Source organism: Microbacterium sp. MMO-56, from assembly GCF_037146215.1.
Taxonomy (GTDB): Bacteria; Actinomycetota; Actinomycetes; order Actinomycetales; family Microbacteriaceae; genus Microbacterium.
This window is the reverse complement of record NZ_JBBCVW010000002.1, coordinates 201,652-217,471: the sequence shown is the minus strand read 5'-3', so window position 1 is coordinate 217,471 and position 15,820 is coordinate 201,652. Positions and strand designations below refer to the sequence as shown.

At 70.9% G+C, this 15,820-nt stretch carries 13 protein-coding genes; 3 read left to right on the top strand and 10 right to left on the bottom strand.

Features of this window, described 5'->3' with window-relative positions; translation table 11 throughout:
• The 7 genes from WFI00_RS02715 to WFI00_RS02685 form a co-directional block, all read right to left on the bottom strand.
• Positions 1-669 (bottom strand): hypothetical protein, encoded by a 669-nt coding sequence (locus WFI00_RS02715; RefSeq protein ID WP_336631024.1) that lies wholly within the window; start codon positions 667-669, stop codon positions 1-3.
• A 63-nt stretch (positions 670-732) separates the two neighbouring features.
• Positions 733-1,512, bottom strand: a complete 780-nt coding sequence (locus tag WFI00_RS02710) for a glucosamine-6-phosphate deaminase (RefSeq protein WP_336631023.1) — start codon at positions 1,510-1,512, stop codon at positions 733-735.
• Entirely contained in the window at positions 1,505-2,458 is a 954-nt protein-coding gene (locus WFI00_RS02705; RefSeq protein ID WP_336631022.1) for an ROK family protein, read from the bottom strand. The genes WFI00_RS02710 and WFI00_RS02705 overlap by 8 nt, the downstream gene beginning before the upstream one ends.
• On the bottom strand, positions 2,458-3,297 hold the full coding sequence (locus WFI00_RS02700; RefSeq protein WP_336631021.1) for a carbohydrate ABC transporter permease: 840 nt from the start codon (positions 3,295-3,297) through the stop codon (positions 2,458-2,460). Before WFI00_RS02700 ends, WFI00_RS02705 begins: the two co-directional genes overlap by 1 nt.
• Positions 3,294-4,244 carry a carbohydrate ABC transporter permease gene (locus WFI00_RS02695; RefSeq protein ID WP_336631020.1) on the bottom strand — a complete coding sequence of 317 codons (951 nt, stop codon included), beginning with the start codon at positions 4,242-4,244 and terminating at the stop codon, positions 3,294-3,296. The genes WFI00_RS02700 and WFI00_RS02695 overlap by 4 nt, the downstream gene beginning before the upstream one ends.
• 82 nt (positions 4,245-4,326) lie before the next feature.
• A complete protein-coding gene (locus WFI00_RS02690; protein ID WP_336631019.1) occupies positions 4,327-5,598 on the bottom strand; it encodes an extracellular solute-binding protein in 1,272 nt (423 codons plus the stop codon).
• A gap of 74 nt (positions 5,599-5,672) precedes the next feature.
• Entirely contained in the window at positions 5,673-6,854 is a 1,182-nt protein-coding gene (locus WFI00_RS02685; protein ID WP_336631018.1) for an ROK family transcriptional regulator, read from the bottom strand.
• Between the two features lie 102 nt (positions 6,855-6,956).
• Between WFI00_RS02685 and WFI00_RS02680 the strand changes: the two genes are divergently transcribed.
• Both WFI00_RS02680 and WFI00_RS02675 read left to right on the top strand, forming a co-directional pair.
• Positions 6,957-7,403, top strand: coding sequence for a hypothetical protein (locus tag WFI00_RS02680; protein WP_336631017.1), 447 nt, complete (start codon positions 6,957-6,959; stop codon positions 7,401-7,403).
• 88 nt (positions 7,404-7,491) lie between these two features.
• A complete protein-coding gene (locus WFI00_RS02675) occupies positions 7,492-8,988 on the top strand; it encodes a L,D-transpeptidase family protein (RefSeq protein ID WP_336631016.1) in 1,497 nt (498 codons plus the stop codon).
• Positions 8,989-9,057: 69 nt separating this feature from the next.
• Here WFI00_RS02675 and WFI00_RS02670 read toward each other — a convergent pair whose 3' ends face one another.
• Positions 9,058-11,274: an NADP-dependent isocitrate dehydrogenase gene (locus WFI00_RS02670; protein WP_336631015.1), complete on the bottom strand. Its 2,217-nt coding sequence runs from the start codon at positions 11,272-11,274 to the stop codon at positions 9,058-9,060.
• Positions 11,275-11,488: 214 nt separating this feature from the next.
• Between WFI00_RS02670 and WFI00_RS02665 the strand changes: the two genes are divergently transcribed.
• Positions 11,489-11,941, top strand: coding sequence for a GNAT family N-acetyltransferase (locus WFI00_RS02665; protein WP_336631014.1), 453 nt, complete (start codon positions 11,489-11,491; stop codon positions 11,939-11,941).
• 129 nt (positions 11,942-12,070) lie between these two features.
• Here the strand turns inward: WFI00_RS02665 and WFI00_RS02660 are convergent, their stop codons facing one another.
• On the bottom strand, positions 12,071-13,888 hold the full coding sequence (locus tag WFI00_RS02660; protein WP_336631013.1) for an ABC transporter ATP-binding protein: 1,818 nt from the start codon (positions 13,886-13,888) through the stop codon (positions 12,071-12,073).
• Positions 13,885-15,756, bottom strand: a complete 1,872-nt coding sequence (locus WFI00_RS02655) for an ABC transporter ATP-binding protein (protein WP_336631012.1) — start codon at positions 15,754-15,756, stop codon at positions 13,885-13,887. Before WFI00_RS02655 ends, WFI00_RS02660 begins: the two co-directional genes overlap by 4 nt.
• Between the last annotated feature and the right edge of the window lie 64 nt (positions 15,757-15,820).

The following is a 15,820-nucleotide window of genomic DNA, read 5'->3' as shown; positions in this document are numbered from 1 at the left end:
TCAGGCGACGGGCGGGTAGACCTGGCGCGCGGGGACGGAGACGCCCCGCGCGCCGAGCGCGAGGGCGAGGACGCCGAGGGCGAGGGGGACGAGCACGGTCACCGCGCCCCACGTCCCGACCAGAACCGCCGCGGCACCGGAGTCGCCGTCGCCCGCGGTCGTCGTGCCGATCACCTGGAGCCCGAGGAAGACGACCGCGAGGACTCCGAGCCCCGCCAGCGGCGCCCACCGCCAGGGATACGCCACGGCGTCGACCCGGGCGATCTGCGCGGTGGCGACGAGGGCGGCCGCTCCCCAGAGTGCGAGACCCGCGTAGGTGACGATCTGGGCGGTGCCGATCCAGTCCGGAATCGCGCCGGGGGCGTCGGGGTCCACGACGAACACCCAGGAGGTGAGGGCGTCCAGCAGAGGCAGGATGACCCCGACGAGCAGGAGCGCGATGACGCCGGAGGGGCGGCGGGCCACGACCGACCCCCGACCGCGTAGACCGAACGCGAACACCGCCATCGACGCGGCGAACGCCAGCTTCTGCACCCACGCCAGGATCGTGTGCGGGGCGCCGGACATGCCACCACCCGACCCGATCGCCGGCAGGACGGCAGCCAGCACGAGCAGGCCCCCGCCCCACACCCAGGCCGCGACCGGGCGGCGGACATCGGCATCGCTCATACCGCCGATCCTAGGCGGCCGCCACATCCGCGACCATCGGGCCCAGCCACCGCACGCGAGGGATCAGAGCCCCTGCCAGGCCGGCTTGTGGGCGTACGCGTAGCGGTAGTAGTCCGCGTGCGCGAGGACGGATGCCGCGGCCTCGTCGACCACGACCGTGACGTGCGGATGCAGCTGGATCGCCGACCCCGGCAGCGAGGACGTGAGCGGACCCTCGACGGCTCCCGCCACCGCCGCCGCCTTGCCTTCGCCGAACGCCAGGAGGAAGAGGTGCTTGGCGCCCAGGATGGTGCCGAGTCCCTGCGTGATGCAGTGCATCGGCACGTCGTCGATCGAGTCGAAGAAGCGGGCGTTGTCGGCCCGCGTCTGTTCGATGAGCGTCTTGACGCGCGTGCGGGAGGCGAACGAGGACCCCGGCTCGTTGAAGCCGATGTGCCCCGACGTGCCGATGCCGAGGATCTGCAGATCGATGCCTCCCGCCTCGGAGATCGCGCGCTCGTAGTCCTCGCCCGCGTGGGCGATCGTGTCCACCGCGCCGTTCGGAGTGTGGATGAGGGCCGGGTCGAGGCCGAGCGGTTCGACCACCTCGCGGGTGATGACCGAGCGGTAGCTCTCCGGATGGGTCGGATCGATGCCGACGTACTCGTCGAGGGCGAAGCCGCGCACACGGGAGAGGTCGAGGCCGCCGACGCGCGAGCGCAGCGCCTCGTACACGGGCAGCGGCGTCGAGCCGGTCGCGAGCCCGAGGACGGCATCGGGTCTCGCGGAGACGAGGGCGATGATCTCGTCGGCGACGAGGGCTCCCGCATCGGCGGGGGTGGGGACGATGACGATCTCAGCCATGGACGACGGCCTTCCCTTCGGGGGTTCGGGGCTCGAGTGCGGCGGCGCCGACGAGGGCGGCACCGAGGGCCGCCGCGGGAGATCCGGGCGGCAGCAGGACGACCCGCTCCGCGAGGCGGAGCGAGCCCAGGAACGCCGAGGCGGCCGCATCGGCGTCGAGTCGGTCGACCACACGGCTCAGCATACGATCGCCGAGGGCGCTGACTCCTCCCCCGATCACGACCGTCTCGACGTCGTCGGTGAGGACGATGATGCGGATCGCCGAGGCGACGCCGTAGGCCAGCCCGTCGCGCAGCGCGATCGCGGCACGGTCGCCGGCATCCGCGGCGTCGAAGACGTCGACGACGGGCAGCGGCCCGGGCCCGCCCCACCGCTCGGCGATCGCGCCGCCGCCGCTGAAGGCCTCGATGCATCCGCGCTGACCGCACCGGCACAGCGGGCCGCGCGGGTCGACGGAGATGTGCCCGACCTCGCCGGCGGTGCCGTGCGCACCCCGCCACAGGGCGCCGCCGCGCACGAAGCCCGCGGCGATCCCGGTGCCGAGGTTGAGGTAGGCCATCGTGCCGGATGTCCCGCGCCCCGCCCCGTGCAGAGCGTAGGCGCCGACCGCGGCGGCCTTCACGTCGTTCTCCACCGCGACCGGGACGCCGACGGCGGCACCGATCGCGGGGGCGAGGTCCAGCGCCTCGATGCCGAGGTTCACGGCGTGGGTGACCACGGTGCTCTCCGGCGCGACCTGGCCCGGCATGCCGATGCCGAGGGAGCGGAAGGCGGGCACGGGCAGGCCGACGCTCTCGGCGAGCTCGCCCACGAGGTCGGTGATCGTCCGTACGACGGCCGGCGCACCCCATCCCGTCGGACGCCGTATCCGCGCGATCACCTCGCCGTCCGGCGCGACGACCACCCCGTCGGTCTTGGTTCCGCCGACGTCGAATCCGAGGCGCATCAGCCCTTCACCGCTCCCGAGACGAGTCCGCCGGTCATCTTGCCCTGCACGATGAGGAAGAAGACGATGACGGGGATGGCCATGAGGGTCGAGCCTGCCATGACGACGGCCCAGTCCGTCGCCTTCGTCGCCTGCACGAAGCTGCGCAGCCAGATGGGGAGGGTCTGCGACTCGGGCCGCGTCATGATCACGAGGGCGAAGACGAACTCGTTCCACGCCTGGATGAACGCGAAGATGCCCGTGGAGACGAGCCCCGGCGCGAGCAGCGGGAAGGTCACGCGCCAGAACGCCTGGTTCCGGCTGCATCCGTCGATCATCGCCGCCTCCTCGAGGTCTGCGGGCACGCCGTTGACGAAGCCGCGCAGCGTCCAGATCGTGAACGGCAGCACCATCGCGATGTAGACCGCCGAAAGGCCGATGATCGTGTTGAGCAGGTGCCATCCGTCGAGCACCCGGAACGTGGAGATGATCATCGCCTCGGCCGGGATCATCTGGATGACGAGGATCGCGACGATGAACGTCTTGCGGGAGCGGAAGCGGTAGCGCGAGACCGCGATGGAGGCGAGGAAGGCGAACAGCAGGGCCGTGACGACGGTGAGGACGGTCACCGACAGCGAGATGCCGAGCGAGGGCAGGAAGCCGCCGTTCCACGCGGACTGGAAGCTCTGCAGCGTGAACTGGTCGGGCCAGAAGTGCGGCGTCTCGCTCTTGACGGCCGATCCGGGCAGGAACGCCGTGTTGACCATCCAGTAGACCGGGAAGACCGAGCAGACGAACACGACGACCGCGGCGACGTTGAGGGCGACACGACCCGCGCGCCGCCGGGTGCGGGCGCTCACGACTCGTCCTCCTTCAGCATGGTGCGGATGTAGTAGGCGGAGATGGCCAGCAGGATGAACACGAGGATGACGGAGATCGCGCCGCCCGAGCCGACGTCGCCGGTCGCCATCGAGACGCTGTAGATGTAGACGCCGATCGTGTTCGTGTCGGCCCGGATGCCGCCCACCGTCTGCAGGGCGTAGATCTGCGCGAACACACGGAGGTCCCAGATGACCTGCAGGATCAGCAGCACCACGAGGATCGAGCGGATGTAGGGGACCACGATCAGTCGGAACCGCTGCCAGGCGCCCGCCCCGTCGAGCGCGGAGGCCTCCAGGACCTCGCCCGGGACCTGGGAGAGACCCGCGTACGTCGAGAAGGCGACGAAGGGGATCGCTCCCCACGTGATGATGATGGCGGCCACACCGAAGAAGCTGAGGGGGTCGGACAGCCAGCTGTGCCCGATCCAGTCCTGCCCGGTGACGCGGGTCAGAACGTAGTTGACGATCCCGTAGGACGTGTCGAAGATCCAGCCCCACACGATGGTGCCGGTGAGGGCGGGCATCGCCCACGCGAGCAGGAGGCCGATCGAGACGACGGTGCGCATGACGGCGCCGAGGGAGCGCATCATGAGGGCGATCGCCACACCGAGCACCATCGTGGCGCTCGCGCAGACGACCATGAGGCCGAAGCTGCGCCCGAGGACCACCCAGAACTCGACGTCGGTGAGGACGCGGAGGTAGTTGTCGAACCCGACGAACTCGGGCGGCGCACCGAAGATCTGGGCGCGGCCGTACTTCTGGAACGACATGATGATCAGCTGCAGCAGCGGCCAGCCGATGAAGACGGCGAGCATCACGAGTGCGGGCAGCAGCAGGATCAGCGGCGTCCGGTCCCGGCGGCGGCGACGCGCGGGCGCCGGCGCCGGTGCGGCGGCGAGGTCGGGCGGGAGTGTCGCGGTGGTCATCGCCACGTCTCCTTCGGGATGAGGGGATGGCGGTCCCCCCGGGGCTTCGGGTGCCCCGGGGGAACCGGGAGCCGATCGGGGATCAGCCGTTGAGGATGGACTCGATCTGCGTGTCGAGGTCGGTGGCGAGGGCCTTGACGTCGCCGCCGTTCGCGACCTGCACGAAGAAGTCCTGCAGCAGGCCCTTCGCCTCCACGTCGGCCCACTTCGGCGACGTGGGCGTCAGCTTCGCGTTCGCCGCGGCGTCCGCGATGACCGTCGCCAGCTCCGGCGTCGCCGCGGCGACCTGGCTGCCCAGCGACTTCTTGGCCGGCACGAGGCCGCCCTTCGCGAGGATCGTCTGGTAGTCGTCGCTGAGCATGATCTCCAGCGCGCTCTTGGCGAGGTCGGGGTGCGCCGACTTCGCCGCGATGCCGATGTTCGACCCGCCGGCGAACACCTTCGCCGCCCCGCCGTCCTTGCCCGGCAGCGCGAAGTAGCCGAGCGAGTTCGTCAGCGCGGTGTCGGCCTTGTTCTCATCGGCGACGATCGACCAGTACGCCCAGCTCGGCGCCGACAGGGTCGCCGCCTTCTCGGTGCGGAACGGCACCCACGCCTCGGTCTCGTCGCCGTCCTTCGCGGCGAGCGACGCCTTGGTCATGAGGGTCTGGACCTGCTCGATGCCCGCCACCGACGCGTCGCTGGACAGCTGCGCGTCCCACTTCCCGTCCTTCTGGACGGCGATCTCTCCGCCGTTCTCCCAGATGAAGGGAAGCGCGTTGTACCAGTCCTTGCCGGGGAAGTAGACGCCCGAGACGCCGGGAAGGGCCGCGGCGAGCTTCTCCCCGTTCGAGACGTACTCGTCGAGCGTGGTCGGGACCGAGACCCCGGCCGTCTGGTACTGCGCCGTGTTGTAGAACACGATGCGCGCCCCCGAGTAGTACGGCGCCGCGAACAGCTTGCCGTCCCACGTGCCGGCGTCGACGAAGCCGGGGAGCAGGTCGGATCCGCCGAGGGCGTCCTTGATGTCCGAGAGGTCCAGCAGCGCGCCGCTCGAGGTGAAGGCGGCGGCCTGCGTGTTGCCCATCTCCACGATGTCCGGGGTGTCGTTGGACGACAGGCTCGTCGTCAGCTTGTCGACGAGACCGGTCCACTGCTGCTCCTCGATGACGAGGGTGCTGCCCGGGTTCTGCGCCTCGAAGGTGGTGACGAGGTAGTCGCGGGCGTCCTGCGGCGTGTCGGTGCCGTTGAGCCAGACCCGCAGCTCTGCGGGGGCGGGCGTGCCGTCGGATCCGCCGGTGGTTCCGCCGGAGCACCCGGCGAGAACGACGGCCGAAGCGCCGAGGAGCGCGAGTGCTCCGAGCTTCTTGTTCATGGTGTCTTCCTTTTGTCGGTGTTTCTTGGTGTGACCCCGGGGGTCGGGCGACCGGACCGGGGGTGGGACGGGTGTCAGGACACCCCGAGCTGCCCGGACAGGACCATGACGGCGGCACCGCGGAGGACGATGTCCTCGCCCTGCTCCGTCATGCGCACCTGCACGCCGTCGTGGAACTCGGCGAGCGTGCGCGCGCGCAGCGTCTCGACCGTCGCGGCGGCGAGGGGCCCGTCGAGCAGACGTGGCGGGCCGGAGAGGACGATCTCCGACAGGTCGAGCGCGCCGACGATGGGGGCGAGGGCGATGCCGAGCCGTTCGCCGGCGTCGCGGAGCACGCTCGCCTCGTCGGCGTCGTCCTCGGCGAGGGCGCGCTCGAGGGAGGGCGCGGAGAGCCACGCCTCGAGGCACCCGATCTTCCCGCAGACGCAGACCGGCCCCCCGTCGGTGCCGACGGTCACGTGCCCGATCTCTCCGGCGGCGAAGCGGCTGCCCCGCATCGGCTGGCCACCCGACAGCAGACCGGATCCGACGCCTCGGCCGACGCGGACGAGCATGACGTCCTCCCCCGCCCCACCGAAGGTGTACTCGGCGAGCACCGCGGCGTTGGCGTCGTTGGCGACGAGGACCGGGAGGGAGACGGCGGCGCGCAGGATGCCCTCGAGGTCGACCCCGGTCCAGCCGAAGTTGGGGGCGGCGAGCACCGTGCCGTGGTCGTCCACGATGCCGGGCGTGCCGACGCCGACGCCGAGGACGGGGGCGTGCGCATCGGCGACGAGGTCGCGGGTGAGCCGGACGACGGTCTCGAGGATGTCGGCCGGATCGGTCGGCACCGGGACGTCGTGGCGGGCGACGATCTCCCCGTCGAGGGTGAGCACCGCGCCGAGGAACCGGTCGCTGCGGGACAGGTCGAGACCGACGATGCGGTGCCCGGAGCGGTCGAGGTCCACGAGGATGGCGGGCTTGCCCGGACCGGTGACCTCGCGCAGGCCGCGCTCGGCGACGTAGCCGTCGTCGATCAGCTCCGCCACGAGGTCGGAGATCGTGACGCGCGTCAGGCCCGTCTCGCGCGAGAGGTCGGCCCGGCTCATGGCACCCTGGTGGAACAGGGTCTGCAGCACCAGCGACCGGTTGTGCGCCCGCGCGTGCTCCGGGAGGACCTTGGCGGCGTGACGCAGGGCGCGGCCGGAACCGAATGAACGGGCCCCCGCGGGGGCGTGGTTCTCGACGGCGTCACTGCTCGTGTCCGAGGCTGGCATGTTTGTTAGTAGACCTTACGAACTGACGATCCGCAAGCGCGTCCCCGCATTTGGTAGGCGTGTTTACAAAACTGTTACATCCCGTCGCCCTCCGGAGCCCCCATGACCCTCCCCCATCCCATCCGCGCCGTCGGCCCGATCCTCGCGCTCGCTCTCGGGGCCGCCGCCCTCGTCGGATGCGCGCCCGACGGCGCCGCGACGCCGTCGACCTCGCCGGATGCGCAGAGCATCACCGAGGCCTGCGCCACGGTCCGGGACACGGTGACGGGGGCCGTCGATCGCCTCGGAGCGGTCGACGTGGGCGATCCCGCCGCATCCGTGGACGCCCTCGCCGACATGGCCGACCGGCTGGGCGCGGCTGCCTCCGCGGTCGAGGACACCGACCTGGGCGCGGTCCTCCCCGACCTGCAGCACGGATTCGGCGCCGCCGCCGACGCCGTCCGGGGCCTCGCCGCCGGCGACCTCGCGCAGCTGCCCGCGCTGCAGCGCGCGACCGGCGACATCCAGTCCGCCTTCGGGCGTTTCTCGGCGCTGTGCGCAGACCGCTGAGATCACGACCCGGACACGACACGGCGTGCCGACCGGGTGATCGCGTACCATAGAATCGCGCGACTTCTCGCAGACCGGGGGTATTGCCGTGACCGACCTGGCCACAAAGTCCGAGGCCGATGGGCCGACGGACCCGTCCGCACGCCCCGTCGATGGGTCGACCACGACCGCGACCGCCGTCCTCGACGCCTCCGCCGTGCCGCCGTCGGGCGACGCGCCCGTGCAGTGGGCGCCCGCGGAACCGAAGCCTCGCCCGCGCCGCCTCTGGCTCTGGATCGGCGTGCCCGCCGCCCTGGTCGCCGCCGGCGCCGTGGCCGCGTCTCTGGTCCTCATCGCCCCCGGCACCTCGGTGGCCGGCGTGCCCGTCGGGCTCCAGACGGCCGGCGCCGCGTCCGACGCGATCAACGCCCGCCTGTCCGAGACGACCCTCACCCTCGGTGAGGGCGGCCCCACGGTCACCGGCGCCGACCTCGGCGCCACCGTCGACGCGAAGGCCCTGGCCGACACGGCCTTCGGCGAGCGTCCGATGTGGAACGTGTCGCAGTGGTTCGGCGCACCGCTCGACGCGCCGATCACCCTCGATGCGGCCAAGGCGGACGCGGCGCTGCGCGCGGCCCTGCCCTCCGCATACACCGACCCGATCCCCGCGAAGGTCTCCTTCGACGGCGCCTCCTACGTGGTCACGCCCGAGGTGTCGGGCACCGGTGTCGACGTGGACGCGGTCGCCGCACAGCTCCACGACGCCTTCGCGGCCGGCGAGTCGGGGGCCACCGTGACCCTCGCCGAGACCACGGTCGACTCCCCCGCCACCACGGAGAAGGCCCAGGCAGCAGCCGACGGCGTGAACGCCATGCTGGCCGGCATCGGGTTCTACGTCGACACCGAGCGGACCGTGCCGGTGGACGCCGCAACCGCCGCGAGCTGGCTGACCGTCGCTCCGGATGCCACCGGCGCGTTCACCGTCACCGCGGATGCGACCAAGATCCAGCCCATGGTGGACGGCCTCGCCGCCGCGGTGAACCGCGCTCCGGCCAACGGCGCCGTCGTCACCGACTCCGCCGGAACGGTGCTCGAGACGATCACCCCCGGCGCCGACGGGCGCGTCCTCGGCGACGTCAGCAACGTCGCCGCGGACTTCGCCCGCCAGCTCGACTCTGGCAACGCCGCATACGCCCTGCCGGTGGAGGTGACCCCGGCGGTCATGGCGGCTTCGGCGCGCATGGTCGAGGTCGATCTCAGCGAGCAGATGCTGTACATGAAGGAGAACGGCGCCGTCGTCGACTCCTGGCCGATCTCCAGCGGCATCGCCGAGTCGCCCTCCACCGTCGGCCATCACTCCGTGCAGTCCCACCACCGCGTGCAGACGATGTCCTCGACCTCGGCGACGGACAGCTACTGGAACTACGAGGTGCCGAACGTCGAGTGGATCATGTACTACGACGGCGGCGAGGCCCTCCACGGCGTGTACTGGCACAACGACTTCGGCAACCCGCGCAGCCACGGCTGCATCGGCATGCCGAACTGGCGCGCCGAGATCATCTACAACTGGCTGCCCGACGGCGGCGACGTCTGGGTGCACGACTGAGCAGCCGCCGCACGAACGGGAAGGGCCCGGATGCCATGGCATCCGGGCCCTTCCCGTTCTCGGGGTCGATCAGAGCGCGTCGATCACCGCGTTGAGGGTGGCCGAGGGACGCATGACCTCGACGACCTTGGCCGCGTCGGGGTGGTAGTAGCCGCCGATGTCGACCGGGTGACCCTGCACGGCGTTCAGCTCGCCGACGATCGTCTCCTCGGCGTCCGTCAGGGCGGCTGCGATCGGGGCGAACGCGGCGGCCAGTTCGGCGTCCGCCGTCTGGCGCGCGAGCTCCTGCGCCCAGTAGAGGCCGAGGTAGAAGTGGCTGCCGCGGTTGTCGATCGTGCCGAGCGCACGGCCGGGCGAGCGGTCCTCCTCGAGGAAGGTGCCGGTCGCCGCATCCAGCGTGTCGGCGAGCACCTTCGCCTTCGCGTTGCCGGTGAACTCCGCGAGGTGCTCGAAGGATGCCGCGAGGGCGAAGAACTCGCCGAGCGAATCCCAGCGCAGGTAGTCCTCTTCGAGGAGCTGCTGCACGTGCTTCGGGGCGGAGCCGCCGGCGCCCGTCTCGAACAGACCACCGCCCGCGAGCAGGGGCACGATCGAGAGCATCTTGGCGGACGTGCCGACCTCGAGGATCGGGAACAGGTCGGTGAGGTAGTCGCGCAGCACGTTGCCCGTGACCGAGATGGTGTCCTCGCCCTTGCGCAGACGCGCCAGCGTGTACTTCGTGGCCTCCTCGGGCGAGAGGATCACGATCGTCACGTCGTGGGTCTCGAGGGTGGCCAGGGCCTGGTGCACCTTGCCGATCAGCTGCGCGTCGTGGGCGCGGTTGACGTCGAGCCAGAACACGGCGGGAACGCCCGTCGCGCGGGCACGGGTGACCGCCAGGCGCACCCAGTCCATGATCGCGATGTGCTTGGCCTGCGTGGCGCGCCAGATGTCGCCCGTCTCCACGTGGTGCTCGATCAGCACGACGCCGTCCGAGTCGAGAACCTCGACGACTCCGTCGGCGGGGATCTCGAACGTCTTGTCGTGGCTGCCGTACTCCTCGGCCGCCTGCGCCATGAGTCCGACGTTGGGCACGGTGCCGATCGTCGCGGGGTCGAGCGGGCCGTTCGCGATGACGTCCTCGATGACCGCCTGGTAGACGCCGGCGTACGACGAGTCCGGGATGACGGCGATCGTCTCGTCCTCGCCGCCGTCCTTGCCCCAGAGCTTGCCGCCGTTGCGGATCAGGGCCGGCATCGAGGCATCCACGATCACGTCGCTGGGCACGTGCAGGTTCGTGATGCCCTTGTCGCTGTTGACGTAGCTGAGGCGCGGGCCGTTCTCGAGGTCCTGGGCGATGCGGGCCGAGATCGCCTCGCCGTCGGCGAGGTCGCCGAGACCGGAGAGGATCGAGCCGAGGCCGTTGTTGCCGGTGAGGCCCGCGCCCTGGAGCTGAGCACCGTAGGCGTCGAAGACGTCCGCGAAGAAGGCGCGCACGACGTGACCGAAGATGATCGGGTCGCTGACCTTCATCATGGTCGCCTTGAGGTGCACGGAGTACAGGAGGTTCTCCGCCTTGGCCTGGGCGATCGTGTCGGCCAGGAACGCGTCGAGCGCCTTCGCCGAGAGGAAGGTGGCGTCGACCACCTCGCGCGGCAGGACCTTGAGGCCGTCCTTGAGCACCGTCACGGTGCCGTCGGATGCCGTGTGACGGATCGTCAGGACATCGTCGTGGGCGGCGATCCAGCTCTTCTCGTTGCTCTTGAAGTCGTCGTGACCCATCGTCGCGACGCGGGTCTTCGAGCCTGCGGCGAACGCCTTGTTGCGGTGCGGGTGCTTCTTCGCGTAGTTCTTCACCGCGAGGGGCGCGCGGCGGTCGCTGTTGCCCTCGCGCAGCACGGGGTTCACGGCGGATCCCTTGATGCGGTCGTACCGCGCCCGGATGTCCTTCTCCTCGACCGTCGCCGCGTCGTCCGGGTAGTCGGGGATGTCGTAGCCCTGCCCCTGGAGCTCGGCGATCGCGGCCTTCAGCTGGGGGATGGATGCCGAGATGTTGGGCAGCTTGATGATGTTCGCCTCGGGGAGCGTCGCAAGGCCGCCGAGCTCGGCGAGGGCGTCGCCGACCTGCTGGTCGGGCGTCAGGCGCTGGGGGAACGCCGCCAGGATGCGGCCGGCGAGGGAGATGTCACGGGTGTCGATCTCGACGCCCGCCTGCCCGGCGAAGGCCTGGACGATCGGCAGGAACGAGGCGGTGGCCAGAGCCGGCGCCTCATCGGTGTGGGTGTAGATGATGGTGGACTCAGGCACGTCTGATCTTCCTCTTCGAGCGACTCTTCGAGCGTCACGACGGCGCACAGCGAGGGCGGCGCCGGGTCGGTCCCCAGCCTATCGCACCCACGGAAAGTATCTTGACGTCAAGATATCTGCGCGGGGGCGCGACCACCGCGGCGCAGATGACCGGCGGGTTAATCACCCTTTCGAGGGTGCCGACCACGGATGCGGGCAGGGTACCCTGTGGATCATGACCGACCTGCGTCTCGTGGAACTGTCGGCCGCGACGATCGTCGCGGTGAACGCCCTCTCCCTCAAGCCGGGGCAGGAGGCGTTCCTCGCCCCGACGAGCTACGCAGTCGCCGGCGCCGTCGTCAATCCCGCCACCGCGTGGCAGCGTGTCGTCCTCGACGAGGACGAGGTCGTCGGATTCGTGAGCGCCAACTTCGACGCGGACGCCCCCGACGAGCACTTCCGCTCGGTGCTGTGGCGCATCAATGTGGACGCCGACGACCAGGGCCGTGGCGTCGGCAGGTTCGCCGTCGAGAAGCTCCTCGAGGAGGCGCGCGACCGAGGCGTCGACCGCGTCGCCGTGATCTACGAGGCCGGCCAGGGCGGCCCCGAGCAGTTCTTCACCCGCGTGGGCTTCGTCCCGGTCGACGAGACCGAGTTCGGCGAGGTCATCGCCGAGATCCGCCTCTAGCGGTCACCCCCGCGCGCCTCGCGTCGCGCGCCCCGCGTCGGACCGCCTCTCCCCGTCGAGACCCGCGCCGCGCGTCGAGACCCACGCCCACGGGCGGGGTCTCGACGCGCAACGGCGGTCTCGGCGAGGTCAGACGAGCGAGGCCCGCCAGGCGCTGTGCAGCTGGGCGAACTTGCCCGTGCCGGCGATCAGGTTCTCGGGGGTGTCGTCCTCGATGATCTCGCCGTGCTCCATCACGAGCACGCGGTCGGCGATCGCCACCGTCGACAGCCGGTGCGCGATGATGATCGCCGTGCGCCCGCCGAGCAGCGTCTGCAGCGCCTCCTGGATCTGCCGTTCACTCGGGATGTCGAGCGATGCCGTCGCCTCGTCGAGGATCAGCACCGCGGGGTTGGCGAGGAACGCCCGCGCGAACGAGATCAGCTGACGCTGCCCCGCCGACACCCGCCCGCCGCGCTTGTTCACGTCGGTGGAGTACCCGTCGGGGAGGCGCCGGATGAAGTCATCCGCCCCCACGGCCCGCGCCGCGGCGGTGATCTCGTCGAGAGTGGCGTCGGGCTTGCCGAGGGCGATGTTCTCCGCGACCGTGCCGCTGAACAGGTACGCCTCCTGGGTCACCATGACGATGGCGCGGCGCAGATCCTTCGGATGCAGCGACCGCAGGTCGACGCCGTCGAGCGAGACCTCGCCCGCCGACGGATCGTAGAAGCGCGACACGAGCTTGGCGAGCGTCGACTTGCCCGCCCCCGTCGTGCCGACCAGGGCGATCGTCTGCCCGGCCGGGATGTCGAGGGAGAAGTGCGGCAGGATGGTGCGCTCCGCGGAGTAGCCGAACACCACGTCCCGGAACTCCACGTGCCCGTGCGCCTCCCACAGGTCGACCGGGTGGACGGGGTCGGGGACCGTGGGCTCCTCGTCGAGGACGCCCGACACCTTCTCCAGCGCCGCCGTGGCCGACTGGTACGAGTTGAGGAACATCGCGACCTCCTGCAGCGGCGCGAAGAAGTTCCGCACGTACAGGACTGCGGCCAGCAGGGTTCCCACCAGCAGCGCGCCGTCGGCGACGCGGATGCCGCCCCACAGGAGCACCGCCGCGACCGCGAACGCCGACACGACCATCATCCCGGGCTCGAACGTGCCGAACAGGCGCAGCGAGCGCATGTTCACGTCGCGGTACTGTCCCGACAGGTCGCCGAACTCGGCATCGTTGCGCTCCTCCTTGCGGAACGCCTTGACCGCACGGATGCCCGTCATCGTCTCCACGAACTTGACGATCACCTTGGCGCTCACGATGCGCGAATCGCGGTACGCCCGCTGCGAGTGGCGGTAGAACCAGCGCATCAGGGCGTACAGCGGGATGCTCGCGACCACCAGCACCAGGCCCGACTGCCAGTCCAGCAGCAGGAGGGCGGCGAGCGTGAACCCGCCGTACAGCAGGCCGGAGACGAGCTCGTTCAGGCCGCCGTCCAGCAGCTCGCGGATCGAGTCGAGGTCGCTCGTCTGGCGCGAGATGATGCGGCCCGACGTGTACGACTCGTGGAACTCGAGGCTGAGCCGCTGGGTGTGCACGAAGATGCGCTTGCGCAGATCGAGCATCACCGCCTGGGTGAGGCGGGCGGCGACGACGGCGTACCAGCCGATGAGTGCGGCGCCGCCCACGCCCGCGGCGAGGTAGACGGCCACGACCACGATGGTGGGCATCCAGTCGCCCTGGTCGATCACGACCGGCAGCGCCTCGTTGATCCCGAACGCGATCAGCGCGGGACCCGCGACGCGCAGCGCCGTGGAGATGACGAGGACGACGCCGGCCAGCACCAGCTGCCAGCGCAGCGGCGCGACGAGCGAGCCGAGCAGGCGCAGCGAACGCCTCCGGATCGCGCGGGACTCGTCGCGCGTGTAGTCGGAGCGGTCTTCGCCGGCGGTGCCGGCGACGGTGGTCGAGCTCACGGGGCCACCTCCTCTGCGGTGAGATCGGTATGGGGGCGCGGCGAGCGCCGGTCGGCGCCCTCGCGTTCGGCGTCCTCCAGGCTGGAGATCACGTGCCGGTAGTGGGCGCTGTCACGCAGCAGGTCGCGGTGCCGGCCGACCGCCGTGACGCGGCCGTCCTCGAGGAGCGCGACGCGGTCGGCGAGCATGACCGTCGAGGGACGGTGGGCGATGACGAGGGTCGTCGTGTCGGCCATGACCTCGCGCAGGGCATCCTCCACGAGCGCCTCCGTGTCGACGTCGAGCGCCGACAGCGGGTCGTCGAGCACGAGGACGGCGGGCCGCGCCGCCACGGCGCGGGCGAGGGCGAGCCGCTGGCGCTGACCGCCCGAGAGCGACAGCCCCTCCTCGCCGATGACGGTGTCGACGCCGTCGGGAAGGCTCTCGACGAAGCCCGCCTGCGCGACGCCGAGCGCTTCGCGCATGACCCGCTCCGCCTCGGCGCTCCCCGGCTCGAGGTCCTCCCGGCCGAGCAGGACGTTCTCCCGCACCGTCTGCGAGAACAGGGTCGCGTCCTCGAAGGCCATGCCCACGTGGGTGCGCAGCTCGTGCAGCGTCAGGTCGCGCACGTCGACGCCGTCGATCGTGACCCGTCCGGCGGTCACGTCGTACAGGCGCGCGGGCAGGGTCGTGAGGGTCGTCTTGCCCGATCCGGTGAGCCCGACGAGAGCCATTGTCTCCCCCGGCTCGAGCACGAGGTCGATGCCGTCGATGAGGTCGCGCTCGGACGCCGGGGCGTCCTGATACCGGAAGTGGACGCCCTCGAAGGCGAGCGCGCCGCGCGGGGCGCGGATCGTCCGCGGCTCGGCCGGGTCGGTGATGGGGTTCTGCTCGTCGAACACCTCGTAGACGCGGTCGGTCGCCGTGCGCGCATCGAGCAGGAACGAGAACAGGAACCCGATCGACTCCATCGGCCAGCGCAGCACCGTCGCCATCGCGAAGAACGCGACGAGCTCGGCGACCTGCAGCTGCCCGGTCTGGGTCAGCACGATGCCGACACCCAGGCACAGCGCGAAGGCGATGTCGGGCAGGAGGACGAGCCAGAACCAGATCCATCCGACCGCGCGCGCCTTGCTGAGCTCGGTCTCGCGCAGCCCCTCGGCCTGGCGGGCGAACTTGACCAGGGCGTGCTTGCCGCGACCGAACGCCTTGAGGACGCGGATGCCGTGCACGGATTCCTCGACGCTCGTGGCGAGGTCTCCCGCCTGGTCCTGGCTCTGCCGGGCGAGGGTGCCGTACGTCTTCTCGAAGCGGTACCCGGCGTACCACAGCGGGGCGCACACGACGAGGAAGGTGATCCCGAGGGCCCAGTGCCACCGGAACAGCAGCACCATGCCGACGAGGATCGTGAGGATGTTGACGACGAGCAGGACGACGCCGAACGCGAGCCAGCGCCGCAGCATGCTGATGTCCTGCATCATGCGGCTGAGCAGCTGCCCCGACTGCCAGCGGTCGTGGAACGAGACGGGCAGGCGCTGCAGCCGCTCGTAGAACGACGTGCGCATGTCGTACTCGACGCGGGTGGAGGGGCTCAGCACGAACCAGCGGCGCAGCCACACCATCAGGGCCTCGAGCAGCCCCAGGACGAGGATGAGGCCGGCGCCCCAGACGAGTGCGGCGGGGTCGCCGCCCTGGATGGGTCCCTGGACGAGGACCTCGAGCACGAGCGGGATGGACAGGGCGAGCAGGCTCGCCACGAGCGCGCTGACGGCGCCCAGGACGAGCCGCCCGACGACGGGTCTGGCGAACGGGTACAGACGGGCGAGGGCCTTCATCGTGGAAAGGCTCGAACCCGCCTCGGTGGAGTGTCTCTCGGTGGAAGAGGTCATGATCCTTGTGAGGGGTGTGGTGCGGATGCCGACGCGACAGGGTCGGCGGAATCGGATGTCGGCG